The sequence below is a fragment of the Pedobacter paludis genome (assembly GCF_003173575.1).
In the GTDB taxonomy this organism is placed as follows: domain Bacteria; phylum Bacteroidota; class Bacteroidia; order Sphingobacteriales; family Sphingobacteriaceae; genus Pedobacter; species Pedobacter paludis.
In genome coordinates this window covers 830,924-857,814 of sequence record NZ_QGNY01000001.1, presented here as the reverse complement: position 1 = coordinate 857,814, position 26,891 = coordinate 830,924, and the positions used below count along the sequence as shown (strand labels likewise).

21 protein-coding genes and 1 tRNA gene are annotated in these 26,891 nt (G+C 37.8%); 15 read left to right on the top strand and 7 right to left on the bottom strand.

The window, feature by feature from the left end:
* Positions 1–6: 6 nt before the first annotated feature.
* The 11 genes from DF947_RS03755 to DF947_RS03705 all read left to right on the top strand — a co-directional run bounded on the left by DF947_RS03755 (position 7) and on the right by DF947_RS03705 (position 13,463).
* Positions 7–1,182, top strand: a complete 1,176-nt coding sequence (locus DF947_RS03755) for a DUF5009 domain-containing protein (RefSeq protein ID WP_109928316.1) — start codon at positions 7–9, stop codon at positions 1,180–1,182.
* Between the two features lie 12 nt (positions 1,183–1,194).
* Positions 1,195–3,657 carry a glycoside hydrolase family 2 TIM barrel-domain containing protein gene (locus DF947_RS03750; RefSeq protein WP_109928315.1) on the top strand — a complete coding sequence of 821 codons (2,463 nt, stop codon included), beginning with the start codon at positions 1,195–1,197 and terminating at the stop codon, positions 3,655–3,657.
* A 4-nt stretch (positions 3,658–3,661) separates the two neighbouring features.
* Positions 3,662–4,855 (top strand): alginate lyase family protein, encoded by a 1,194-nt coding sequence (locus DF947_RS03745; protein WP_109928314.1) that lies wholly within the window; start codon positions 3,662–3,664, stop codon positions 4,853–4,855.
* Between the two features lie 101 nt (positions 4,856–4,956).
* Complete coding sequence (locus tag DF947_RS03740; protein ID WP_205940729.1) at positions 4,957–6,411, top strand: hypothetical protein; 1,455 nt, start codon at positions 4,957–4,959, stop codon at positions 6,409–6,411.
* 1 nt (position 6,412) lies between these two features.
* Positions 6,413–7,588 carry a glycoside hydrolase family 88 protein gene (locus tag DF947_RS03735; RefSeq protein WP_109928312.1) on the top strand — a complete coding sequence of 392 codons (1,176 nt, stop codon included), beginning with the start codon at positions 6,413–6,415 and terminating at the stop codon, positions 7,586–7,588.
* 2 nt (positions 7,589–7,590) lie between these two features.
* Positions 7,591–8,715 carry a glycoside hydrolase family 18 protein gene (locus tag DF947_RS03730; protein WP_109928311.1) on the top strand — a complete coding sequence of 375 codons (1,125 nt, stop codon included), beginning with the start codon at positions 7,591–7,593 and terminating at the stop codon, positions 8,713–8,715.
* Positions 8,716–8,720: 5 nt separating this feature from the next.
* Complete coding sequence (locus tag DF947_RS03725) at positions 8,721–9,479, top strand: ThuA domain-containing protein (protein WP_109928310.1); 759 nt, start codon at positions 8,721–8,723, stop codon at positions 9,477–9,479.
* 23 nt (positions 9,480–9,502) lie between these two features.
* Positions 9,503–10,981: a glycoside hydrolase family 30 protein gene (locus tag DF947_RS03720; protein ID WP_109928520.1), complete on the top strand. Its 1,479-nt coding sequence runs from the start codon at positions 9,503–9,505 to the stop codon at positions 10,979–10,981.
* A 24-nt stretch (positions 10,982–11,005) separates the two neighbouring features.
* Positions 11,006–11,830 (top strand): SDR family oxidoreductase, encoded by an 825-nt coding sequence (locus DF947_RS03715; protein WP_109928309.1) that lies wholly within the window; start codon positions 11,006–11,008, stop codon positions 11,828–11,830.
* A gap of 91 nt (positions 11,831–11,921) precedes the next feature.
* Entirely contained in the window at positions 11,922–13,091 is a 1,170-nt protein-coding gene (gene uxuA, locus DF947_RS03710) for a mannonate dehydratase (protein WP_109928308.1), read from the top strand.
* 138 nt (positions 13,092–13,229) lie between these two features.
* Complete coding sequence (locus DF947_RS03705; protein ID WP_109928307.1) at positions 13,230–13,463, top strand: hypothetical protein; 234 nt, start codon at positions 13,230–13,232, stop codon at positions 13,461–13,463.
* A 165-nt stretch (positions 13,464–13,628) separates the two neighbouring features.
* Here DF947_RS03705 and DF947_RS03700 read toward each other — a convergent pair whose 3' ends face one another.
* Positions 13,629–14,027 carry a hypothetical protein gene (locus DF947_RS03700; RefSeq protein WP_109928306.1) on the bottom strand — a complete coding sequence of 133 codons (399 nt, stop codon included), beginning with the start codon at positions 14,025–14,027 and terminating at the stop codon, positions 13,629–13,631.
* Between the two features lie 283 nt (positions 14,028–14,310).
* Between DF947_RS03700 and DF947_RS03695 the strand changes: the two genes are divergently transcribed.
* Positions 14,311–14,529 carry a hypothetical protein gene (locus DF947_RS03695; protein ID WP_109928305.1) on the top strand — a complete coding sequence of 73 codons (219 nt, stop codon included), beginning with the start codon at positions 14,311–14,313 and terminating at the stop codon, positions 14,527–14,529.
* 135 nt (positions 14,530–14,664) lie between these two features.
* Here DF947_RS03695 and DF947_RS03690 read toward each other — a convergent pair.
* Both DF947_RS03690 and DF947_RS03685 read right to left on the bottom strand, forming a co-directional pair.
* Positions 14,665–14,738: transfer RNA gene (locus tag DF947_RS03690), tRNA-Arg, on the bottom strand.
* A gap of 107 nt (positions 14,739–14,845) precedes the next feature.
* Entirely contained in the window at positions 14,846–15,295 is a 450-nt protein-coding gene (locus DF947_RS03685; RefSeq protein WP_240615314.1) for a Fur family transcriptional regulator, read from the bottom strand.
* Positions 15,296–15,454: 159 nt separating this feature from the next.
* Here DF947_RS03685 and DF947_RS03680 point away from each other — a divergent pair, with 159 nt between their 5' ends.
* From DF947_RS03680 to DF947_RS03670, 3 genes are all read left to right on the top strand, one after another.
* Positions 15,455–17,911 (top strand): TonB-dependent receptor, encoded by a 2,457-nt coding sequence (locus DF947_RS03680; protein ID WP_109928304.1) that lies wholly within the window; start codon positions 15,455–15,457, stop codon positions 17,909–17,911.
* Positions 17,912–18,044: 133 nt separating this feature from the next.
* The gene (locus DF947_RS03675; protein WP_109928303.1) at positions 18,045–18,485 is read left to right on the top strand and encodes a PaaI family thioesterase; all 441 of its coding nucleotides are present in this window, start codon (positions 18,045–18,047) and stop codon (positions 18,483–18,485) included.
* Between the two features lie 100 nt (positions 18,486–18,585).
* A complete protein-coding gene (locus DF947_RS03670; protein ID WP_109928302.1) occupies positions 18,586–18,828 on the top strand; it encodes a hypothetical protein in 243 nt (80 codons plus the stop codon).
* Positions 18,829–18,907: 79 nt separating this feature from the next.
* On the opposite strand, the gene DF947_RS03665 is transcribed toward DF947_RS03670, so the two are convergent.
* The 4 genes from DF947_RS03665 to DF947_RS03650 all read right to left on the bottom strand — a co-directional run bounded on the left by DF947_RS03665 (position 18,908) and on the right by DF947_RS03650 (position 26,774).
* Positions 18,908–20,188 carry a nucleoside recognition domain-containing protein gene (locus tag DF947_RS03665; protein ID WP_109928301.1) on the bottom strand — a complete coding sequence of 427 codons (1,281 nt, stop codon included), beginning with the start codon at positions 20,186–20,188 and terminating at the stop codon, positions 18,908–18,910.
* A gap of 109 nt (positions 20,189–20,297) precedes the next feature.
* Positions 20,298–23,153 carry a S9 family peptidase gene (locus tag DF947_RS03660; RefSeq protein ID WP_109928300.1) on the bottom strand — a complete coding sequence of 952 codons (2,856 nt, stop codon included), beginning with the start codon at positions 23,151–23,153 and terminating at the stop codon, positions 20,298–20,300.
* Positions 23,154–23,343: 190 nt separating this feature from the next.
* A complete protein-coding gene (yidC, locus tag DF947_RS03655; protein WP_109928299.1) occupies positions 23,344–25,137 on the bottom strand; it encodes a membrane protein insertase YidC in 1,794 nt (597 codons plus the stop codon).
* A 20-nt stretch (positions 25,138–25,157) separates the two neighbouring features.
* Positions 25,158–26,774, bottom strand: a complete 1,617-nt coding sequence (locus DF947_RS03650; protein ID WP_109928298.1) for a CTP synthase — start codon at positions 26,772–26,774, stop codon at positions 25,158–25,160.
* Positions 26,775–26,891: the final 117 nt, after the last annotated feature.

Here is a 26,891-nt window from a genome sequence, read left to right as displayed (position 1 = left end):
TACAAGATGAAAAAACTCCCTGCACGTATTTTATCAGTTGATGTATTAAGAGCCATTACCATGTTCTTGATGATCTTCGTTAATGACGTGGCAGGCGTACACCACATTCCCGAGTGGATAGAACATACCAAAGCTGAAGTTGATGGGATGGGCTTTTCTGATTTAATATTCCCTGCTTTTTTGTTTATTGTAGGTTTATCCCTGCCATTTGCAATTCAAAGCCGGATAGCAAAAGGAAAATCATTTATTTCTATAGCAGGTTATATTCTATTAAGAGCTTTAGCACTTATTGCAATGGGCTTTTTTCACGTAAATTTAGAAAACTATAATGGCGAAACAGCGCTATTGCCTTATGCAGTTTATACCATACTCATCACCATTTCCTTCTTTTTAATTTGGCTCGATTATCCTAAAACGCTTTCGAAAACAAAAAAGATCCGGTTTATTATTGGAGGTATACTATTGTTGGCAATCTTGGCATTTCTATATAAAGGAGGAAGCACCGAACAACCAGAAGGGTTAAAACCTCATTGGTGGGGCATATTGGGCATCATTGGCTGGGCTTATTTAGTTTCTGCCTTTGTTTATGTACTCAGCAAAGGCAATTTATGGATTTTAGTTTTAGCCTTTCTCGTTTTTGCCGGCATCAATATCAGTAGCCATATGGATCTGCTCCATGTTCACCTCTGGATAATTGGAGATGCATCATCCATTACGTTAATGATGGGCGGAATCCTGATTTCTTCGCTTTATACACGTTTTGTAAAAAATGAAGATTACAAGGACTTTTGGATCCAGTTGGCTTTAATTGGATTAATTTCTATTGCTTTTGGCATGTTTATCCGACCATACGCAGGGGGAATTTCGAAGATATATGCCACGCCAGCTTGGGTATTTATCTGTATGGGAATCACCATCCTGGTTTTCGAAATTCTTATTTTTTTAGTTGATATAAAAGGAAAAAGCAACTGGTTTAAATTTATTAAACCTGCGGGAACGAGCACGCTTACCTGCTACCTGATTCCTTATTTATTGTATTCTGTTTTTTGGCTGATTCATTTTCGCTTTCCACATTTTTTAAGCAATGGTGTTGGAGGCATTATGAGATCGTTTTTTATGGCCTTTTTAGTTATTTTTTTGGTATCCATTTTAGAGAAGAAAAACCTGCGTTTAAAGGTTTAAGAATATTGATTTATGTTAAAGCAAGTAAGATATATAATTTTAGTAACTGTATTGTTAACAAGCAAGTTATTGTTTGCGCAACAATCTACTCGGCTAAATAATAACTGGGAATTTTTGAGACAGGATTTAGGAGGGATCTGGGAAGCGGTTCGCCCGGTTGGAGTAGGCAATCCGGAGGCCGTTCCGCTTTGGCAGAACGTTAGCCTTCCACATTGTGTTAATGCTTTAGATGCTGTAGATCCCGATGTAAATTATTATCAGGGTCCAGCTTGGTACCGCACCCAACTGGCCATCAATAACCCATATAAAACCGGAAGAACCATTTTGCATTTTGAGGGTGCCGGACAAAAAACTGAGGTGTATGTGTATACCACAAAAGTTGGCGCCCATATAGGGGGTTACGATGAATGGACGGTTGATATTACCGATGCTGTTGCAGAATTTCAAAAGACAGAAGTTTATAAAAAACAGTTTAAGGGCAAGGTTCCAGTTTCCATCCGTACCGATAATACTAGGGATTTGGAAATGATTCCTTCTGATTTATCTGATTTTAACGTTTATGGAGGAATTTATCGTTACCTCAATCTGGTTTATACACCAGCACTTTCCGTTGATAAAATGTTTGCCAGGGCCGAAGTAGATCCACAGGGAAAACTTGGTAAGTTGACTGTTAAGGCCCGCTTTTATAACCCAAAGGGGATGAGCGATGCCTCTGTTCAAATGAAACTTATCGATCCAACGGGAAAATTGGTTTATAAATCAGAAAAGAAGTTGAATGGATTATCGGGTGATTTGGATTTGTGGAGTTTGGAATTGAAAAAACCTCAACGCTGGTCGACCGATAAACCGCTCCAATATACTTTAAACTATGAAATCATTTCTTCAGCAGGAAATTTCAAAGGCGAAGAAAAGATCGGTTTTAGGAATATAGATTTCGTAGAAAAAGGTCCATTCAATTTAAACGGCAAGCGTCTGCTTTTACGTGGCACGCATCGTCACGAAGATCACGCAGGCGTTGGTTCGGCAATGACGGAACCTATGGTCCGCCAGGAAATGCAGATGATGAAGGATATGGGCGTTAACTTCATTCGCCTGGGTCATTACCAACAATCCAGGATTGTCTTAAACCTTTGCGATAGTTTGGGCATTCTCGTTTGGGAAGAAATTCCCTGGTGCCGTGGCGGTTTGGGAGGCGAAATTTACAAACAACAAGCCCGCAGAATGCTCAATAACATGATTGAGCAACATTATAACCACCCAAGTATTATCATTTGGGGCTTGGGCAATGAAAACGATTGGCCGGGAGATTTTCCAGAATTCGATAAGGAAAAAATCAGAACGTTTATGAAAGAACTGAACGATTTATCGCATAAACTTGATGCTTCTCGCTATACCGCAATTAGGCGATGTGATTTTTGTAGTGATATTGTCGATGTGTACTCGCCTTCCATTTGGGCAGGCTGGTATCGCGGTGCTTATACCGACTACAAAAAAGCCACGGAAGAAGAATTTGCAAAAGTTAAACGCTTTATTCACGTAGAATGGGGTGGCGATAGTCATGCCTTACGCCATTCGGAAAATCCAGATAAGGCACTCAGTAAAATTAAAACAGGTGGAAGCGCAGATGAAAGAGCTGGCGATGCTTCGCTTTATGGTGGCGCGGCCAGAATTTCTAAAGATGGCGATTGGAGTGAATCATACGTGGCTAATCTAATCGACTGGCATTTAAAGGAACAGGAGAACATGCCTTGGTTAAGCGGAACAGCATATTGGCCGTTTAAAGATTTCTCTACAGCCATTCGTCCCGATAATCCAGTTCCTTACATGAATCAGAAAGGTGTGGTAGAAAGAGACTTCACCAAAAAAGAAGCCTATTATGTTTTTCAGTCTTATTGGACAGAAAAACCTATGGCGCACATCTATGGTCACACCTGGCCAGTACGCTGGGGCGATGAGGGTGAAGAAAAAATGGTAAAAGTGTACTCAAATTGTACCGATGCCGAAATTTTCTTAAATGGCAAAAGCTTTGGCACTAAAAAAAGGAACAGTCAGGATTATCCCTCAGCAGGTTTACGTTGGAACCTTCCATTTGTAAAGGGCGAAAACACCGTAAAAGTAATCGCTAAAAAAGGAAAAGAAACCGTAACGGATGAAATCAAATTTATTTATCAAACAGATAAATGGGGTAAGCCCGCGAAATTGGTTTTAAAGAAAATTGATCAACAAGAGGATATCGCCACCGTAGAAGTTATGTTGTACGATGAGAAAAACGTACGCTGCTTAGATGCCATCAATTGGATAAATTTTGGTTTAACTGGCGATGGTAAACTAATTGATAACCAAGGTACTTCATCAGGATCAAGAAAAGTACAGGCTTATAACGGTCGTGCAATTATTAAAGTAAAATTAAACAAGGGTAAAAGCGTAGTTTCTGTGCTTTCTGAAGGATTAAAAACTGTATTTACCGAATTATAATATTATGAAAAGAATCATCCCTATTTTCTTATTAACGCTATTCTATTTCATTGGAACCGGTTTTTCTAAATTTAAAACCGTGAGGGAAATTCAGCCGGTGAGCATGAAAACGCAGGCAGAAGCCTTGTTAAAAAAGCAGATTTTGCAAGACGCTTTGTGGGCAATGCAACAAAGCCCAATCACCGTTACGGCTTCATCATCGCCTAGAAGCGCTGGAGGCAAGCACGATTTCTTTTCAGAAGCGGATTATTTTTGGCCTGATCCGAAAAATCCAGATGGGCCTTATATTAATCGAGATGGATTAACTAATCCCGATAATTTTTTAGAACACCGCAAGGCGATGGTTCGTTTCAGTAAAATTATTGGAGCGTTGGCATCTGCCTATAAAATTACGGGCGATGAAAAATATGTAAAACAGGCCGTAAAGCATTTAAGAGCATGGTTTGTAAAGGCAGAGACCATTATGAACCCAAATCTGCTTTTCGCTCAAGCCGTAAAAGGAAAATTTACAGGCCGTAATTACGGCATTATCGATACCATTCACTTAATGGAAGTGGCTCAAGGCGCTTTGATAATGCAAAAGGCAAAGGCCTTTGATCAGGAAACGGCAAAGGGCGTAAAAAAATGGTTTGCCGATTATATTCTCTGGCTTAATACAAGTAAACCCGGCATACAGGAGAAAACCGTAAAAAATAACCATGCAACCTGCTGGGCAATGCAGGTAGCATCTTTTGCCAAACTCTGTAAAGATGAAAACATGCTCGATTCTTTGCGTACAAGTTATAAAACCATTTTGTTGCCAAGCCAAATGGCTATAGATGGCAGTTTCCCGCTAGAGATGGCAAGGACAAAACCTTATGGTTATGCAATTTTTAATTTAGATGCAATGACAATGCTTTGTCAAATTCTTTCAACACCAAAAGATAATCTATGGGATTTCGAAACAGCTGATGGCAAATCGATTAAAAAAGGAATTTCCTATCTATACCCTTTCATTGCCGATAAAAGTAAGTGGACTTTGCAACCCGATGTAATGTATTGGGAGAGCTGGCCTGTTGCTCAGCCATTCCTGCTCTTCGGCGCCATTCAGTACAATAAAAACGATTGGTTTATCACATGGAAAAAGTTAGATCATAAACCGAAGGTAGAAGAAGTTATTCGTAACCTTCCAGTACGCAACCCTTTAATCTGGTTATAGTGAGAACATTTAAATTAATGATCCGTCGTCTCGATCAAGAAATAAGTTTTACTTATTTTTTTAGATTAATATCTTGTATTCTGCTTGTTACATGTTTTAACGTGAAGATTACTTTAGCTCAAGAATGGCAGTCTAAATTCGTTAAAATTAAAAAGGATGGTCATTTGCAATACATTGCCGATCAAAAAGGAAATACCATTCCCGATTTTAGCCATGTTGGTTATCATCAAAATCAGAAGACCATTCCTCAGGTTCAGGTGGTAGCAACATTATCTGCCACAGGTGAAAACGATGAAGTTAAAATCCAGCAAGCCATTAATGAACTGGCCAAAAAACAAACAGATGCAAATGGGATTCGTGGTGCGATATTGTTAAAAAAAGGAACTTATAAAATCCCTGGAAGCCTTAAAATCTCTTCAAGCGGAATCGTGCTTCGAGGCGAAGGCGAAGAAACAAAACTTATCGCCACTGGAATAGGTAAAAGGAAGACAATTATGGCCTCTGGAGAAGGAAAGCTTATTGAAATTGCAGGAACAAGAGTTAAAATTACAGATCACTATGTGCCTGTAGGAACCAAATCCTTGAATCTTACTTCAGCAAAAGGATTGGCAATTGGAGATAAAATTGTCGTGTATCGTCCGGCAACCACCAATTGGATTCACGATTTAAAAATGGATCAGATTGATCCCGGAACCGGAACAATCCAATGGACACCAGAAGATTATAATTTTGAATTCGAACGAATCATTACCGCTATAAATGGAAATCAGATTACGATTGATAACCCAATTGTAATGGCTATGGAAGATCAATATGGGGGTGGCGAAATTTATAAATGTGCCTTTGATGGCAGAATTTCTGAAGTTGGAATCGAAAACCTGTTGTTAGAATCAGAATATAATGGCGACACCGATGAAGAACATGGCTGGGATGCAATCTCATTCAATAAAATTGAGAACAGTTGGGTGAGCAATGTAACGAGTAGATATTTTGGTTATTCATGCGTAAATCTATCGCACGATAGTAAGCAGATTACCGTTAAAGATAGTAAATGCCTAGCGCCGAAATCTCAGATTATTGGAGGCAGAAGATATTCCTTTAATAATGATGGGCAACTGAATTTGTTTGAAAACTGCTATGCATCAGAAGGTCGGCACGATTACGTAACGGGCGCTAAAGTGTGCGGACCAAACGTATTTTACAACTGCAAATCTGAAAATGCAAAAGCTGATATTGGCCCGCACCACCGTTGGGCAATGGGTACGCTGTACGATAACATCACCACAGATGGAGAAATCAACATTCAGGACCGCGGCAATTGGGGAACAGGACATGGTTGGTCGGGCGTAAATCAGGTGCTTTGGAATTGTACGGCATCAAAAGTTACCGTTCAAAATCCTTATGTAAGTGGGCTAAATTACGCCATAGGTGTGCATGCAGAAAAAGCGGAAGGTCGATTAAAGGGCAGACCAATCGGGGTTTGGGAAAATCAGAATAAGGAGGGACTAAAGCCTTCATCGTTATATTTAAAACAGGTAGAAGAAAGCAAAAATTAATATGAATTTAAAAATTAAGTTATCGGCCTTAATGTTATTGTCTTTCAGTTTGGTAAAGGCACAAAAGGTAGAGGTTGCAAAGGCATTTGCATCAGCAGAAAAGCAAACCGAAGTACTCATTAAAAATGTAGATTCAGCAAGATTGGTCAAGCCCCTGTTGGTTTCTCCGAGAACGGTAGAAAAGGGAGAGTTTAAAATGGTAATCTCCAAAGATTGGACAAGTGGGTTTTTCCCGGCAGAGCTTTGGTATTTCTACGAGTATACAAAAGATAAGAAGTGGTTAAATCTGGCAAGAAAATATACCGAAGACATTAAGAAAGAACAGTTTAATAAAGGCACGCACGATTTGGGCTTTATGATTTATTGTCCGTTCGGTAACGGTTATAAATTAACAAAAGATACCGCTTACCGATCAGTAATTATTCAGGCCGCAAAATCGCTTTCTACCAGATTTAACGCTATGGCAGGCGTTTTAAAATCTTGGGATCATAATGGCGACAAATGGAAATACCCGGTAATTATAGATAATATGATGAATCTGGAACTGCTATTTGAAGTAACCAAGTTAACTGGCGATTCCTCTTTCTATAAAATTGCGGTTACACATGCCAATACCACAATGAAAAATCACTTCCGTCCAGATTTTAGTTCTTACCATGTAATTGATTACGATACTGAAACGGGAAAGGTTTTGCAAAAATTAACAGCCCAGGGTTATGCAAACGAATCCGCATGGGCCAGAGGTCAGGCTTGGGCGCTTTATGGCTATACAATGTGTTTTAGAGAAACCAAAGATCCAAATTATTTGAAACAGGCAAACGGAATTGCAAACTTTATATTAAGCAGTAAAATTACGCCTGCTGATGGAATTCCTTACTGGGACTACAACGATCCACAGATTCCAAATGTATCAAGAGACGCTTCGGCGGCGGCGATAACAGCTTCTGCACTTTACGAATTGGCAAAATACAATAAAGCTGATGCGAAAAAATACAAAATGGCTGCCGATAAGATCTTGGTTTCGTTAAGCACGAAATATGCAAGTAAACCAGGGGCCAATTATGGTTTCATATTAGAACACAGTACAGGTCATCGTCCAGCCAAGTCAGAAATAGATGTACCCATTAATTATGCAGATTACTACTATCTAGAGGCTTTATTACGAAGCAAGAAATAAATATGAAGACTGTTAAACGTTTATTCTTCATCGGACTTTTCGGTGCAATTGCGATCATGGCATTTCGTTCAGAAAATTTGCCCAGAACCAAAGTTGTTATTGGTTACGTTGGTGGCTATAAAGGATGGGTTGATGTTTCGAAAATTGCTGCAGAAAAACTCACGCATATAAATTATGCCTTTGTAAACGTAAAGAATAATCGGGCTTTCTTAAATCGCGAAGCAACCGATACGTTAAACCTTCAAAATTTAAATAAACTAAAGCAGGTTAACCCAAGCTTAAAAATTCTAATTTCTATTGGTGGTTGGTCTTGGAGCGAGAATTTTTCGGATGTTGCACTTTCCGATACTTCAAGAAAAGCATTTGCTCAAAGTGCCGTAGCCATTATTGAGAGATTTAATTTAGATGGGGTAGATATCGATTGGGAATATCCAGCGATTTCTGGTGAAGAAGGGAATATTTATAGACCGGAAGATAAACAGAACTTTACCTTAATGCTCAAAGAGCTGCGTTTGGAGTTGGATAGTTTGGAAAAGAATACCAAAACTAAGAAGCTTTTAACGGTAGCGGTTGGAGGATTTACCAATTTTATTCGCCACACCGAAATGGATAAGGCCCAACAGTATCTTGATTTTGTAAATCTGATGACTTACGATTTCTATAATGGAGATTTTGCAGGTCATCACACAAACCTCTATAATTCAAAAGAACATCCGGCAGAAAATTATGCAGATAAAACCTTTAAAGAATTTGTTGCAGCAGGTGTTCCAGCCAGTAAGCTGGTTATGGGAATTGCTTTTTACAGTCGTTCGTTTACCTTAAAAGAAAACTCAATAAAAGGTTTAGGTGATTCGGTTTTAAGCAGCAGATATGGAAAAGGTTATACTTTTATTAAAGACAGTTTAATCAACCAAAAGGGTTTCACGGCTTATCACGATAAAGAAGCAAAGGCATCTTACATTTATAATCCCACAACTAGAGAATACATGACTTATGATGACGAAAAATCCGTTCAGCAAAAGTGCGAATATGTAATAAAAAATAAAATGGGAGGTGTAATGTTTTGGGAATACGATGCGGATTTGAATGGCTATTTATTAAATCAGATTAATAAAACATTAAAATAGATTACATGAAAAGATGGATGCTTGTTTTCTTGCTTACACTAAATTTTGCAGCTTTTTCTCAACAGAAAAAGCCGAGATTTAAGGTGCTTGCCATTGCAGAAAATGGTGGTCATCATGTAGCGTATTCTAAAGCAGCTAAAATTTGGTTAAACCAATTGGCAATTGATAGCAATTTTGTAATCGATTATGTTCAGAACACTAAGATGTTTACGGATGCATTTTTGAGTCAATATCAGTTGCTTATTCAGCTAGATTACCCGCCATATGCTTGGGCGCCTGAAGAAATGGAAGCCTTTAAGAAATACTTGGCACAAGGAAAAGGCGGATGGATCGGTTTTCATCATGCAACACTTTTAGGCGATTTTGATGGCTATAAAATGTGGCCTTGGTTTTCTGATTTTATGGGAGGCATCAAATTTAAAAATTACATCGCAGGTTTTGCGCAGGCAGAAGTCAATATCGAGGACTCAAAACACCCTGTTATGAAAGGCCTTCCGAAGAAATTTATCGTTGATAAAGACGAGTGGTATACTTATGACAAAAGCCCAAGAACAAATGTTAAGGTTCTAGCGAATGTAAACGAGGCATCGTATAAGCCTAAGTCTGACATTGTTATGGGCGATCATCCCGTTATATGGACAAATGAAAAAATAAAAGGAAGAAATATTTACATTTTTATGGGTCATTCGCCCGATTTATTCGGAAATTCGGCTTATAAAACATTGTTTACGAATGCCATTTTTTGGGCTTCCAAAACACAATAATAACCTTAATAGAGCAAAATAAAATGAAACAAAATCTCAGTATTCTTTTACTTTTGGCAACAGCATTTGGTGTATCTGCCCAAACTAAAAAAGCAACTAAGCCTGTTGCAAAAACGGTTCAAACCTACACCGTTGGCAATAAGAAAGTAACGGTTTACACAACCGCAGAAAAAACAGATTACCGCATCAGCAAAACCGAAACGTTAAGTTTTACAGAGAACAAACAACCCTTCGAAACAGAGCCTTGTATTTTTATCGATCCAACAGTAAAATATCAATCACTGGTAGGAATAGGTGGCGCATTAACGGATGCATCGGCAGAAACATTTGCCAAACTCTCTAAAAAAAATCAACAGGAATTGTTAACCGCTTATTATAGCCCAAATAAAGGAATCGGCTATACCTTAGCCCGTACAAACATTGCCAGTTGCGATTTCTCTAGCGGAAGTTATACCTATGTTCAGGACAACGATAAAGACTTGAAAACTTTTAGTGTAGCGCACGATGAGGAATTCAAGATTCCTTTAATCAAGCAGGCAATCGCAGCTGCAGGTGGCAAATTGCCACTTTTTGTAAGTCCATGGTCGCCACCAGCATGGATGAAAGACAATAACAGCTTAATTCAAGGAGGACATTTATTGCCAGCATTTCGCCAGAGCTGGGCAAACCACTATGTGAAATTCATCAAAACTTACGAGGCGATGGGCATTCCAGTTTGGGGCTTAAGTGTTCAAAACGAACCAATGGCAAAACAGAAATGGGAATCTTGTGTGTTCACAGCAGAAGAGGAACGCGATTTTATTAAAAACTTTTTAGGACCAACTTTACAAAAACAAGGTTTGGCATCAAAAAAACTAATCGCTTGGGATCATAACCGCGATCAGATTTTCCAAAGAGCAAGCACCATTTTAAATGATAAGGATGCAGCCAAATATGTTTGGGGCATTGGCTTCCATTGGTACGAAACATGGACGGGAAGCGAAATGCAATTTGGCAACGTTCGCCAAACGCATGATGCATACCCAGATAAAGCCTTGATTTTTACTGAAGGCTGTAAAGAAAAATACGACGTAAATAAATTAGACGATTGGACCTTAGGCGAACGCTACGGCAATTCGATGATTAACGATTTTAACAGCGGAACAGCGGCCTGGACAGATTGGAACATTCTTTTAGATGAAAAAGGTGGACCAAACCATGTTGGCAACTTCTGTTTTGCACCTGTACATGCAGATACTAAAAACGATAAATTGATTTATACCAATGCCTATTATTACATGGGCCATTTCTCAAAATTCATCCGTCCGGGTGCAAAAAGAATTGGTTCGGCATCTAGCCGTGATAAATTGCAGGCAACAGCTTTCTTAAATACCGATGGAAAGTTAGCTGTGGTGGTAATGAACCAATCTGACGATAAATTAAAATACAGCTTGTGGATAAAAGGACAGGCGGCAACAACAACAAGTTTACCGCATTCCATCACCACATTGGTAGTAGAATAAATAAACGCTCAAAATAAAAATCAGATGATAAAAGAAGTAGAAAGCCTATTTTCTTTAAAAGACAAAGTTGTAGTGGTTACCGGCGCTACAGGTGTTTTAGGAGAGGCTTTTGTAAATGGACTATGCAGTGCTGGTGCAACAATTGTTGTAATTGGCAGAAATGAAGATGTGGCCAAGCAAAGGGTAGAAGAAGCAAGAAATGCAGGTTGCAAATCGATTTACATTATTGCAGATGTGTTGGATGAACAAAACTTAATCGATGCAAAAAATACAATTCTAAATGAATTTGGAAAAATAGATGCATTGGTAAACGCTGCAGGCGGAAACGTGGCAGAAGCCGTTGTTCAACCTGGTAATGATGTATTCGATTTAAATGTATCCGCCCTTAAACAGGCTTTTGATCTTAACCTTTTTGGTACCATAATGCCAACCCAGATTTTTGGTAAGGAGATAGCCAAACACGGAGGCAGCATTGTAAACATTTCTTCGGTTTCGGCAACACAGGCGCTTACAAGAGTTTTAGGTTATTCGCTCGCAAAAGCATCGATTGATAGTTATACAAAATGGATGGCCGTAGAATTAGCAAATCGTTACGAAGATAAAATTCGGATGAATGCCATAGTTCCGGGTTTCTTTATTACAAACCAAAATAGGGCCTTGTTAACCAATGAAGATGGATCATTAACCAGTCGCGGACAGGCCATTATTTCAAAAACACCATTTAAGCGCTTCGGTAATCCTGAGGAATTAATTGGCGCACTGGTTTATTTGTTAAGTGATGCATCCAAATTTGTGAATGGCGAAAACGTTAAAGTAGATGGTGGATTTAGTGCCTTCTCTGGAGTTTAATACTTTTAATATAAATAAACTGAAAACCATAGAACCTTAAACACCCTTTAGAAAGAGTAATCTGGAATAACGGTGTAATTTCAATTTTAAAATGAAGTACAAAAAATTAGAACAAACCTGGCGCTGGTACGGACCAAATGATCCCGTTTCTTTACAAGATGTTAAACAGGCTGGTGCCACCGGAATTGTAACAGCCTTACACCACATTCCGCATGGTGAAGTTTGGCCATTGGCAGATATCCAGGAAAGGAAATCAATTATTGAGGCCTCAGGCTTAACTTGGTCTGTTGTGGAGAGTGTGCCTGTTCACGAGGCCATTAAAACACGTAGGGCAGACGCAGATCTGTATATCGAAAATTATAAAACTTCGCTCCGCAACCTTTCACAATGTGGAATCAAGATTGTGTGCTACAATTTTATGCCCGTTTTAGATTGGACGCGTACGCAGTTGGATTTGGAAATGCACGATGGTTCTAAAGCTTTGTATTTCAATTGGATTGATTTGGCGATTTTCGATTTATATATTTTAAAGAGAGAAGATGCTGAGAATGATTATTCACAATCCATTCTTCAAAGAGCGATCGATAAATATTCAAAATTAACAGCACAAGATCTGGACGATTTAAGAATAAATGTTTTAATGGGTATTCCAAACGAAAAGGAAATTGAGTTGGAAACGCTTCGCAATAGCATTAGCGAATACAAGGTTATTGGTACGCAGGGCTTAAAAGAAAACTTGAAATATTTCCTCTCTTCAATTGCCGATGTTTGCACGGAGGAAGGCATCAAAATGACGATTCATCCAGATGATCCGCCTTATCCAATTTTGGGTTTGCCAAGAATTGCCAGCACCCTGGAGGATTTTAAATACATCATTAACGAAGTAAATCAGGAATTTAATGGTGTTTGTTTCTGTACGGGATCATTAGGCGCAGGGATGAAGAATAATGCTTTAGAAATTTTTGAAGCAGTTAAAAAAAGAGTTTATTTTGCTCATTTACGCAACGTAACCAAAGATGAAGACGGCAGTTTCTACGAAGCAGATCATCTGGGTGGCGATGTAAATATGTACGAAATTATGAAAGCAGTTTCAGAAGAAAATGCCCTTCGAGACAAATCAATCCCATTCCGTCCAGATCATGGCCACCAAATGTTGGATGATTTAGCCAAACAGACCAATCCGGGTTATTCTGCAATTGGAAGATTGAGAGGTTTAGCGGAACTGAGAGGTTTAGAAGTAGGAGTGACCGGAAATTATTAATCTTTCTACATTCATTTAAAAAAGGTCTGCTTTTTCAAAGAGCAGACCTTTTTTTATGCTAAGCCTACTTCGCAAGCCTTTTATCTCGATAAAAATAGATTAAGTCCAAACTGGCTTAAAATTTGTTTAGCTTTGAGTATGGAAAACAGCAACATCCCTGAAAAGAAAATCCTAAAGCCATCAGTTGTACATGATGATTTACCAGAGGTTAAAAAACCGGAGCATTTACGTAAAATGCCCTTAAATCATGATGATGCATTACCAGAAAACCCAGAAAGAAATTATCATCACGAAGAATTTCGATCTGTTTCTGGAAGCCACGATGAAATTAAGCATGCCGATGATGATGTTTGGAATGGTGAAGATGCTTAACTAAGCATAGTTTTCTCGTTGCCCAAATTGAATATAGATGGGAAGTCTAAAGATTTAATTAAAGGCCGATTGAAATAAATAAAGTAAGCAATGCATATACGGCATAAGGATTTGTGTGAAGGGTTTTCGACTTTAATAATTAATCAAAAATGCTTTACATTTCCATTAAACAAGATTACTCAAATCGGTACTTGCAAGAAATTTTTCCCAGTCAGAGTTTCCCTCAAAAAAACTTAACCCTTTCAACTCCTCAATAACTTTTGAAGTAATTTCTCCGTCCCTTCGAATGGCTTCCATGAAAATCTTCGTGAGCTGATTGTGGAGAGCACCTTCCGGAAATTTTGGATGAAATGGCCTAAAGGCCTCCCGAAGCATTTTGCTGGCACGACTGGCACGACCAAAAATTGAATTATTTTTTCTAGCTTCCTCAAATTGAGGTTCAGTTTTAATCCTTTCACCATTAAAATTTCCCTTAGCCCGCACCAGATAATCGGAGCCGCGCTTATAAAAACTTAAATCACCAATTTTACCGACAAGTTTAATTTGCCCTTCTTGAAATGCCATGTGTGTTAAATCATTACAAAATTACGAAATATTCACAACTTTAAGTTGTATGGTGGATTAGTGAGATAATCCTATGGCGTAATTAACTTTTTAAGTTTCTGATGTAAATACCTTCTTCATCTATAGCCTAAGCGTATTCCATTTACCACATCCCCGTGGTATAAGCACAGTTAAGGCATAGTAGCGTTTTAACTGATGTGGCATTTATCTAGTAGCGATTAATCTTTCTTGAACAAATTTCAATTTAGTGGTGTTGTACTTGCAGATCATAAACGATAAGGAAATGGAAAACAAAGAACAGTTCGAAAAAACCAAATTGAACGTAACGGATGCAGAAGGAACTAAAAATCTTCAGGATGATTCAAACAAGTCTGAAGCCACTGATGGACCCGTATCTTCAAAAGAAGGGAAGGATGAAAAAGACTTAGGCGATTTGAGCGAACAGATTAAGGGAAGTGATGCCGATGCAGATCAAAATGTCGGAAAAGAGAACAACGAATAATATTACTTAAGATGAAAACCAGTTTAATTTAACGATTAGATTAGTTGTCTATTGGTATTTTGTAAATGAATATTGGCTTGGAAAAAGTCTTAAAAAACAAAGAGCCGTCTAAAAATAGACAGCTCTTTTTAAATGTACCCCGGAAGGGACTCGAACCCCTGACCCTCGGTTTAGAAAACCGACGCTCTATCCAGCTGAGCTACCGAGGCTCATTTTTTAATGTCTGCAAATATAGAAGTTCTATTGAATAAGCAAAAATATATTTTAAACTATTTGCAGGGTATTTCTATTATAATTTTAAGTAATTCAGGATAAGTTAATTAGAAGAATTACAATCCTGGCATATTCCAGAAACAATCAGGTTTACCTGTCCAATTTCAAACCCCTTCGGCATTTTAAGCGTCGGAATCTTGACTTCGTCAAGGCAATAAACCCTTAAACAGGTACTGCAATTAAAATGAACATGTCCATCATCGTGATGATGCGCCGAGCAAGCTCCCGAACAAATTGCATAATTCGCCGTTCCCTGATTGTCGATAACTTTATGAATAATTCCCTTTTCCTCAAAAGCCTTTAAAATTCGATATAAAGTAACCCGATCGATTTCTTTGCCAACTACAGTTTCTAAATAAGGTTGTGAAGTAGCAGAATTTCTGTTCGAAAGAATTTCTAAAACCTGAATCCGCGCACCCGTCCTCTTTAAGCCATTGTGAACCAAAAGGTCTTCATATTTCTTAACCTGAAGATTTTCCATAACAGAAGACATGATTATTGATTAATATTTTACAAATATAAGGCTTTCTTATTGCAACTTAATGTCTTTTAAAATTCCTAATTACATATTTTATTATGCTCTAATTATTTTATTTGATAAGTATAAAATTAAATTTAGATTTGTCTAAAAATATATTTAGATAAATACGATATGAAATACCTCATCCCATCTTTTCTCTTTATTTTCTTTGCAAATCAGCTTCTTGCCCAAAATAGTTCAATTAAAGGTCAGGTAAAATCAAATAATGCATTGGCTGAAAACATCACAGTAAAAATTATTGGTCAGAGTAAGTCGGCCAGAACAAACCAAACAGGAAATTATCAAATAGAAAATCTTCCGATTGGAAATTATACCTTAATCTTTTCTGGCATTGGTTATCAAACCAAAAAAGCAACTGTTGTTTTAACAAATGAGCCTGCAATGCTAAATGTTGATCTTCTAGATTCAGAATCTAATTTAAATGATGTGGTTATAACAGGTGTAAACCGGGCAACTCAGTTGCGGAAAAGTCCTGTGCCAATAGCGGTTCTGTCTAAAAAATCAATGGACCAAAACGTAAACACCAATCTAATAGAGGCCATTGTAAAAGGGGTTCCAGGCGTTACAGCGGTCACCACCGGACCAAATGTTTCAAAACCTTTCATCCGCGGTTTAGGTTACAATCGAGTTTTAACGTTGTACGATGGTTTGCGTCAGGAAGGCCAGCAATGGGGAGATGAACATGGGATTGAGGTTGATGAGTATAGTATTACAAGGGCCGAAGTGGTTAAGGGGCCTGCGAGTCTAACTTACGGATCGGATGCTTTGGCAGGAGTAATTAACATGATTCCTTACAGCCCAAATTTTGAGGAAGGTAAACTTAAAGGTGATTTCACCACAAATTATCAAACCAATAACGGAATGATTGGGGCTTCCATTGGCTTGGCTTACATTAAAAAGAATTGGAAATATGTCATTAGGGCTACCGCGAAAACAGCCCACAATTATTACAATAAAATAGATGGTTTGGTTTATGGAACTGCCTTTCGCGAATACAACCTGTCTGCCTCGGCAAGGGTGGATCAAAAATGGGGTTTCTCCAAAACGGCCATTACATATTACAACAACCTAATGGAAATCCCGGATGGAAGTCGGGATTCCTTATCCAGAAAATTTACCAAACAGGTTTCAGATTATGCCGATGATATAAAAAATCGGCCGATTGTTCCTGATGATGATTTAAAAAGCTATTCGATCAATCCGCTTCATCAGCACATTCAACATTACAGATTGTACAACACCACTCAGTTTAAATTGGGTAATAGCGATTTAAATGTACTCATTGGTGGGCAACAGAGTGTTCGTCGGGAATATAATCACCCAACTGCACCACAGCAGGCAGGATTGTACGTGGTTTTAAACACACTAAATTACGATCTTAAATATAATCTGCCAGACTTTGCTGGAATTGAAAGTACATTTGGTATTAATGGAATGTTGCAGGGAAATAGGAGTAAGGATGCCACTGATTTTCCCATTCCTGATTACGACCTTTTCGATGTTGGCGCCTTTTATTTCGCCAAGAAATCAATGGGTAAGGTTGATGTTTCCGGAGGCCTTCGAATAGATCGGCGGAATATCCAATGGAACGATTTTTATGTGGGTACCAATCCGCAAACCGGCTTCGGCAAACAGGTAGAAGCAAATTATCCCAGTGCTAATTTTCAATTTCCTGCTTTTAAAAAGAATTATTATGGCCTATCGGGAAGTTTGGGTTTAACCTACAACATCTCTGAGAAACTTTTAATTAAAGCAAATATTGCTCGGGGTTATCGTGCACCCAACATTACGGAAATTGGTTCCAACGGACTGGATCCCGGCGCCCATATTGTTTATTTAGGCAATCGAAGTTTCAAGCCCGAATTTAACCTTCAGGAAGACCTCGGCATTATTGCTTACCTTAAGGATGCAGATCTGAGTTTTGAGTGGTTCAATAATGAGATTCAGAATTACATTTACCAGTCTCGGTTAACGGCTGCAAACGGAAATCCTGTAGTTATTGTTCCCGGTAATTTAACCTATCAATATCAACAATCAAAAGCGAGATTATACGGTGCTGAAATCAGCGTGAATCTTCACCCCTCAAAATTAAAATGGCTCACGGTTAATAATAGTTTGGCTTATGTAGTTGGCTTGAATAAAAACGGGGAACTTTTGGCTAAGCATGGTCGAGATGCCAGATATTTACCATTTATACCGACATTGCAAATCCGATCGGAAATTAAAGTAACCGCCAGGAAACCCATCGGAATCTTGGATAAGCCTTACTTTAAGGTAGATGGTGTATTTTATGCTGATCAAAACAGGTTTTATGCCTTGGATAACACAGAAACGTTTACCACAGGTTACGGTTTGCTTAATGCAGGAATAGGTTCTACTTTAAAATCTAAAGCAGGCAAAACGCTTTGTGATGTATTTGTTCAGGTAGATAACATCTTTAACAAAAGCTATCAGTCTAATTTAAATCGGCTTAAATATTTCGAATATTACAATGCATCTCCAAATGGAAAATCTGGAATTTACAATATGGGCAGAAACATGAGTTTTAAAATAATTGTACCATTTTAATAGGGTGAGATAGAAAATGTGAAATCCATTATTGATACATACTAAATGCAACAAATTCTATATTACATTTTCCATCATCCATATTTTATTAACTTTACCTCATCCATCTTAACTCAATACATTTTACATAAAAATGGAAGAATCATTAAGCGAACAAAGATTAAATTTTTTAAGGCAATCCATTGGTAAGGTGATTACCAACTCGCCATCAAACTTCATGAATTGGCTTGCGCCAGTATTAATCAGGGCCGAAAATGGAGTTTTGGTTTGCCAGTATACCGTTCGCAGGGAAATGACAAATCCCTATCAGATTTTACACGGAGGCGTAACTGCAGGAATTATCGATGATCTGATAGGAGCAACAGTTTTTACGATGGGTTTAAATGATCGTTTTACAACGGTAAATAATTATATAGATTACTTTGCACCAGCAACTGAAGGCGATGAAATTGTTGCAGAAACTTCAATTGTAAAACGTGGCAAGACAATTTTAAATTTACAGTGTGAGATATTTTTACCTGCTAAAAAACGTTTAATAGCCAAAGGTTACTCCAACATGTTAAACATAGGTTAAGCCGAAGTTTAAAGCGGTAGAATTATTTATTAATTTCTTAAAATTAACAAAACATTCTCGTTAATAGGTTGTTGTAACTTAACCAAAAATATAATGAGCCATGTTAGAAAATTATTCAACCCTGCAATTTATTGTTAGAGGCAAAATTTTTAAAGGATTTTGCATGCGCATTCAAGACGATTTTCATGAAACTTATGCTGTTGTTTTAGATGGCTACCATTCTTTTTGTATCTGGCTGGATAACAAAAATGAAAAATGGTGTTCATCAAAAAACGTAGCGATTGATCCTGATGCGATTGATGAAATTATCAATCGAATTTCCCTGCCTGCGCAACTATCTTAAAACCATTTATTCATTTAATGTAATGCTCATAAAAATAAAAGCCTGTTGGAAAATATTTCAACAGGCTTTTATTTGGTTCTTATTTTAAGGTGGGCCAAAATAAGTAGGCCATTGTTATCGCTGTAATTACGCCAATCAAATCGGCCAGCAACATCGAGCCGATTGCATATCTCGTATTTTTTATTCCCACAGAGCCAAAATAAACGGCAACTACATAAAAGGTCGTATCCGATGCACCCTGAAATACACCCGATAATCGGCTCGCAAATGAATCAGGGCCATTCGCAATCATTGTGCTGACCATCATACCTCTTGCAGCGCCGCCACTTAACGGTCTTATTAATGCTGTTGGCAGTGCGTCAACAAAACGGGTATCTGCCCCAAAAAGAATAAAAAGATGTTTAATCCCGTTCATAACCACATCAAAGGTTCCGCTGGTTCTAAGCATACAAACGGCTACAAGTATTCCAACCAAATAAGGAATGATTTTGATTGCAGTCATAAAACCTCCTTTAGCGCCTTCTACAAAAGCATCGAACACATCTATTTTTTTATAAAGCGCTCCCAATACAATTAACAGAAATATGAATAGGATAAGTCCACCGCTTAGTAGACCTGAAAATGAGGTGATGCCAGCCGTGTTTAAAGTACTTACATACCAAACCATTGCTGCAATTACTGATGATATCCCCAGCACCCAAAGTAAAATAACCGGTTGAATGATGTTGATTTTTTGCTTAAACGAAACAATCAGCATGGCAGCCATTGTTCCTACAAAGGTTACGATCATACAGGGAATAAAAATATCTGTTGGATCGGAGGCGTTACGGGTTGAACGGATAGCGATTACACTGACCGGAATTAAGCATAAGCCTGCAGCGTGCAAACATAAAAACATAATCTGTGCGTTGCTCGCCGTATCTTTATTTGGATTCAACTCTTGCAGGCTTTCCATTGCCTTAATTCCGAACGGGGTAGCCGCATTATCCAGTCCCAATAAATTTGCTGAAAAATTCATAATCATGTGCCCCATAGATGGATGGCCTTTTGGAACTTCTGGAAATAGTTTTGAAAAGAAAGGGGCTATAATTTTTGATAATAAGCGAATACCACCAGCTTTCTCTGCAATAGCCATAAACCCCATAAATAGGGCTAAAGTACCTACCAGATCAATACATAATGTTACCGCAATAGAACAGGTTTGAATAATTCCATCTAATTTTAACGGATTTGCAGGGTCATCAGATTTACCGATTACCATCCAGTTAAAAATATCACTTTGTCCGAAAAAGAAACATTTAATACTGGCTACAACAATAGCAACAATAACAAATGCCGACCAAATTCTACTTAATGCCATTGACTTATATTTGTTTGAGAATGTAAAATAGCTTATTTAGTCCAGAGTCCGAAGGCCAAAGTTTAGTCTTATAAACCTCCGCCTTTCGGACTCCTAACTTTAGACTATATTACGGTTTATCATCTGTGAGTTCAAAACCCCAGGTTTTTCCTTTTTCGGTTGCCGGCACGCCACTCGTCATCCAAGCAGGAGCTTTTGCGCCTTTTAGATAGTAATCAAAAAACTGCTGCTCACGAATCTGAATGTCTTTACGGTTTTGACGTTGAACCAAATTATGAGCTTCTCCATTATAATTTAAAAGCCACACAGGTTTACCCAATCTACGCAATCCTGTAAACATTTCTATTCCTTGATACCAAGGCACAGCTCCATCGCCATCATTCGCCATTACGACAACTGGTGTGTTCACTTTCGGGAACATAAACAAAGGAGAATTTTCGATGTACAGTTCTGGTTTTTCCCAAAGGGTAGCACCAATTCGACTTTGAGTTTTCTCATACTGGAATTGGCGGTTTGCACCGGTTTCCCAACGAATTCCGCCATAAGCAGAAGTCATATTTGCAACCGGAGCACCTGCCCAGGCAGCAGCATACATGTTATTTTGCGTAATTAAATAAGCAACTTGATAACCGCCCCAGCTTTGCCCTTGGATTCCGATTTTGGTACCATCAACCCAACTGTTTTTCTTTAAGTTCTCTACTCCAGAATTGATAAATTCTACTGCCGATTGACCCGGATGGCCAGTTTCATAACTAATATCGGGTGCAAAAACCAAATAACCATTACTTACGAAAAAAGAAATGTTTAAACGTGATGGAGTAGGTGCAGGTGGCTGATAAGAATATAAACCTTCTGATAGTTTTTCGTAGAAATAAACAATCATGGGATATTTTTTATTCGGATCGAAATTTTCTGGTTTGTATAAAATACCATCAGATGGATATCCTTTTGGTGTAGTCCACTTAACCAGTTCTGCAGTTCCCCAATTGTAGTTTTGTTGCTGAGGATTGGTGCTTGTTAACTTCGTTTCGGTTTTAAAATCTGTGGTTACATAAACATTTGGCGATTCTACATAATTGCCCTTATCGTAAATATAAACATCAGCGTCTTTTGCTTTTAACAAATTAGAATATTTTGTTTTTGCCATTACAACCAACTCCGGTGCTTTTACAGAACCAACATTTGTACGATAAAAACCATTTTCTTTTGTCAGGTTATTAAAACCATCCAGCCAAACCAGCTCATTGGATTTTACGAATTTATTATCCAGGTTTCTTTCAAAACGATTGGTTTCTTGAGTTCTTTCGTAACGGAAAGTAATTTTGTTCGCTCTGCCAAAACCTGCTGTAATATTTTTAGGCTGCGTTTTTCCATCTGGTGAAAATGACCAAATATCATATCGGTCATTTAGTAGAACAGCTTTATCATCTTCCGTCCAGGTTGCTACGCCATACGGTGTTGGTAAATCTGGCACATCGTTTTCTTCGTTAACAAACTTTACATTTAAGCCCGAGTTTAAAGTGGTTACTTTTGCGGTGGCCACATTATAAGTGTACCAGTTAGCTGTTTTTCTATCGAAATATAAAACATAGTTGCCACCAGGAGAAGCCATTGCATAACCATTTAAGCCCTCGATTATTTTTTTGCGCTGTCCGGTTTTGGTATCAACCAAATAATAATCTTTATTGGTAGAACCGCTCCATTGAGATTCAATGCGGTGACCAAAATCTGTAGATGCCAAAACAAAGTTTGCATCGCCTTCTCCAACCATATTGGCATCTGGCAAGTTAAAATCAGTTAATGGAACAACTTTTGGATCGCTGCTGTAAACATCTATTACGGCCAGGTAGCTTTTTTTGCTGTCTCGATCTGCATTTTTAAGTTGCATTGGCTGTAGATAATCATCCTTATAATTCCATACATCTACTTTAGCTACTTCAAAATCTACAATGGTAGTATCCTTAGCTTTTTTGATAGGAGCAATGCCAAAGAATAATTTTTTGCCGTCCTTGCTAAAATTTACACGCCCATCTCCACTTACCGACCATTTTGCAGGCAGGCCAGGCATGTCAAAGTCAACAATGGTTTGAGCGGTATCTAAAGTTAACGAGCTGTAATAAATGTTATAGTTTTTAATTTCTTGTTTTTCTGGGCTTTGCTCGCCAACAAAAGCAACATGCTCACTCTCTTCGTCAAATACAAAATTTTTGAATGAGCCTTTTCCTTTTACCAAAGATTTAAGTGTTCCTTTTTCAGTATCAAGCAAAAATACACCTTGAGCTGCGGACTTGTCTTTTTTTGATCCGCTACAGGCAAAAACCAATTGCTTTCCATTTTTACTAAAAGTATAATCAGTAACAAATTTATAGGTTTTATCTGTACCGGTTAGCAGGTTTCTAACTACTAAATCAGTTCCTTCTTCCTTTTTTAAACCAGCGCCCGGTTCATCATCTGCAAAATCAATTTCGCTGTCTTTTTTTTGAGGGGCGAGTGCTTTTTTAGCTGTATCTAACTTATCTAATTGATAGGCCATAACCCCAAAACCTTCTTCTGGAAACTTGAATGATTTAACGCGAGCCACTTTGATAATGGCATTTGTGGTTAAATTTGCTATTCCTAAAGTATCCTTAGGCATTTCATCCAATTTTTTCTTTTTGATTTTTGCCTGGCGCAGATCTTTGTAAAAAGGTCGAATGTTGAATGCCGCAAACTTAGAATCATTGCTAAACTCGGCATTTATACCTCTTGGAATTGTAATTTTGGTATTGGTTTTTAAATTAGAGATGTACAGTTTTGCATCACCTTCCTGTTGTACCACACCGTACAAAGCCCATTGGCCATTGTTTGATAATTGCTTAATGCCTACAGCTTCCCACGTATCATAAACAGAATGATCTAAAGGTTTTTTTTGTGCGTAAGCAAAGCTAACAACGAATAACAGAATTATTGTAAGTCTTTTTTGCATTTTAAGGATAAATTAATTTGTTGGTTATGATATTAATCTTCTAAAATTGGAAAATTTTGGAAGATTATGAAACATGTATGCCAAATATTACAATTTAAAGGAATTTGGTTGGGGTTAAATAAAAAAATCCCGACTGTTTTAAAACAATCGGGATTCTTCAATATTAAATTACGCCGTTAATGGAATAAAATTATTTTTTTGCTTGCTGTTGCTGACGCATATAATCATCTAAACGTGTTTGGAATTTAGATTTTTTCTTTTTCTCGTCAACTGGCCTAGCTTTATTCTGTTGAATTAAAGCGTGGATTTTCTCATCATCAACCATTTTACGGATCAGGAACTGCTGACCGAAAGTCATTAAGTTGGCTAAGAAGTAATAATAGTTTAATCCGGCTGGGTAGCTATTTAAAACACCTAAGAAAATAACTGGCATAATGTAGCCGATATACTTCATTTGTCCTGTAGCACCAGAAACCTGATTGTTAAAATAAGTCATAATCAATGTAGAGATCGTCATCAATACACACATTAAACTTAAGTGATCGCCAATAAATGGCAACTTAACACCAAAACGAATAAACTCATCGTACGTAGACAAATCCTTCATCCATAAGAAACTTTCGCCTCTTAACTCGAATAAATTCGGGAAGAAGAAGAAGAAAGCCATTACCAGCGGCAGTTGTAAAACCATTGGTAAACATCCTCCGAGCGGATTTACACCTGCTTTTTTATAGAGCTTTAAATATTCTTGTTGTACTAGAGTAGGATTATCTTCACCAACTTTAGCTTTAATTTCATCCATTTCTGGTTTTAAAACCCTCATTTTAGCCATCGATAAGTATGACTTGTATGTTAATGGAGATAAAGCAACTTTTAACAGGATGGTAAGTACAAGGATTATTAAACCATAGTTCCAGCCAAAACTGTTTAAGAAGTTAAATACAGGCAATACGATGAACCGGTTAATGTATTTTAACGGCCAGTAACCCATATCTACCTGTTGCTCTAAATCGTAACCTTGAGCTTTTAAAGCAGAGAATTTGTTTGTACCAAAGTAGAACTCCATTTCATACACCTGATTTGCAGTATGCGCATATGGCAATTGCATGTGCGCACCATAAAATTTAACCTGCCCAGGAGCGGTTGGTATCTTAACCTCTAAGCTGCCTTTTTCAAAGGCTTGTTTTGCAATTAAAGAAGCCGAGAAAAAGTGTTGTTTAAAAGAGAACCACTGGATTTTGCCTTTAGCTAAATCCTCTTTCTCATCTTTAGATACACTTAGGTGATTTACATCTCCGTCCAGATATTTGTAGTATGGGGCAGAGTAACGGTGTTCACTTTCAATAGATTTTTCTTGCTGCAATAAAACAGTTTCCCAGTTTAAGCCAATGCTGTTTCCAGAAATAACCTGTTGTAAGCCAACAAGATTAATGTTGAATCCAACTTTGTTGCTTAAGCCTTTTAAGTCGTAAACATATTCTACATAGGCATTTGCACCATAATCGGCACGCATGGTTAAAGTATTTCCTGCTTTTGTTGGCTTAAAGAATAAATCGTTTGTGTTAACTACTTTGCCAGCAGCGTTAAGGTTTAATCCAAAGTTGTTCTGGTTTCCATCAAACAAAATTAATGGCTTACCATTAAATGTTTTCTGTCCCTTAATTTCTACTGAGGATATTTTACCGCCTTTATTGCTAAAAGTGATTAATAAGTTTTCATTTTCTAAAGTTACATTTTGTTCTGTGCCGGTTAAAGCAGTACCAAAAGGACCTTTTAAGGCTAATGAATCAACAGCTGGTTGAGTTACGGCTGCAGTTTTTGTAGTATCTAATTTAGGGGCAACAACGCCAGCTTTTTTTATAGAGTCAGCTCGCTCTGTTTCTTTGGCCTTTTTAATTTCAGCCTCACTTGGCTTAAAAAAGTAGAATGATCCTGCCAAAATGATCATGATCAGGAACAATCCTGTAAAGGTATTTCTATCCATTATTTATGTTTATACTGCTTTTAATTCGTTTTCTTTTTCGCAAACTCCATTGCAGCGGCCACAAATTTAACAAAAAGTGGGTGAGGATTTGCAACTGTTGATTTTAATTCGGGGTGAAACTGTCCGCCAACGAAAAAAGGATGGTTTTTAAGCTCCACAATTTCAACCAAATTGGTTTGTGGGTTCATACCCGAAGCAATCATTCCAGCCTCTTCATATTGCTTTAAATAATCGTTGTTAAATTCGTAACGGTGGCGATGGCGCTCGTTAATGTGGGCTTTTCCATAAATAGAAAAAGCTTTCGTGCCTTTTTTAATGTCGCATGGATAAGAACCTAAGCGCATGGTTCCACCTTTATTGGTTATTTTCTTCTGCTCTTCCATCATATTAATTACTGGATTTGCAGCATTTTCTTCAATTTCTGTAGTGTGTGCATCTTTCAGCCCTAAAACATTACGGCCAAACTCAATTACGGCACATTGCATTCCTAAGCAAATACCAAAGAATGGAATATTATTTTCGCGAACGTATTTAATGGCATCAATTTTTCCTTCAATACCGCGGCTACCAAAGCCGGGAGCGACTAAAACACCATGTAAATGTCCTAATTTTTCTTTAACATTATCTGGGAAAAGTCCTTCAGAATGAATGTATTCCACACGAACTTTGCATTCGTTTTTAGAACCTGCATGCACAAAAGATTCGATAATCGATTTGTAAGCATCAGGCAATTCTACATATTTCCCAATCAAACCAATTTTTACGTCGGCTGTTGGGTTTTTTAAACGACCGAGAAAATCTTTCCAGCTTTCCATATCCGGATCGTTTTTAGTTGGAAGTTTTAATTTTGATAAAACTGTTTTATCCAATTGTTCTTTTAACATCAGCAACGGAACATCATAAATGGTAGATGCATCCATTGATTCGATTACTGCATTGATGTTAACGTTACAAAATAATGCAATTTTTTTTCTGATATCTTGAGAAATGTGGTGTTCGGTACGGCAAACCAATATATCTGGCTGAATTCCGTATTCCAACAAAGCCTTAACCGAGTGTTGGGTCGGTTTTGTTTTCAATTCGCCGGCAGCAGCTAAATAAGGCACCAATGTTAAATGAATCACAATTGCATTTGTACTGCCTTCTTCCCATTTAAACTGACGTACAGCTTCTATAAAAGGTAAAGATTCAATATCTCCAACTGTTCCGCCAAGCTCTGTAATTACAATATCGTAATCGCCACTTTCACCTAAAATACGCATGTTGCGTTTAATCTCATCGGTAATGTGCGGCACAACCTGAACGGTTTTTCCCAAATACTCGCCTTTACGTTCTTTATTGATAACATTTTGGTAAATCCGGCCAGTGGTGATGTTATTTGCCTGAGAAGTTGGAACGTTTAAGAAACGCTCATAATGACCAAGATCCAAATCGGTTTCTGCACCATCTTCGGTAACGAAGCACTCGCCATGTTCGTATGGATTTAAAGTTCCTGGATCGATATTAATGTACGGATCGAATTTTTGAATGGTTACACGGTAGCCACGTGCCTGTAAAAGTTTAGCTAAAGAAGCGGAAATGATGCCCTTTCCAAGAGAGGAAGTAACACCGCCCGTAACAAAAATATACTTTGTCATGATTGTGATTTTTTACAGCTGATGTAATAATTGCTGCTTTTTGTACGGGATACAAAGGTAAGAAAATTCCTCATTTCTGCTGATTTAAAAATAACATATTTTAAAAATGATAATGTT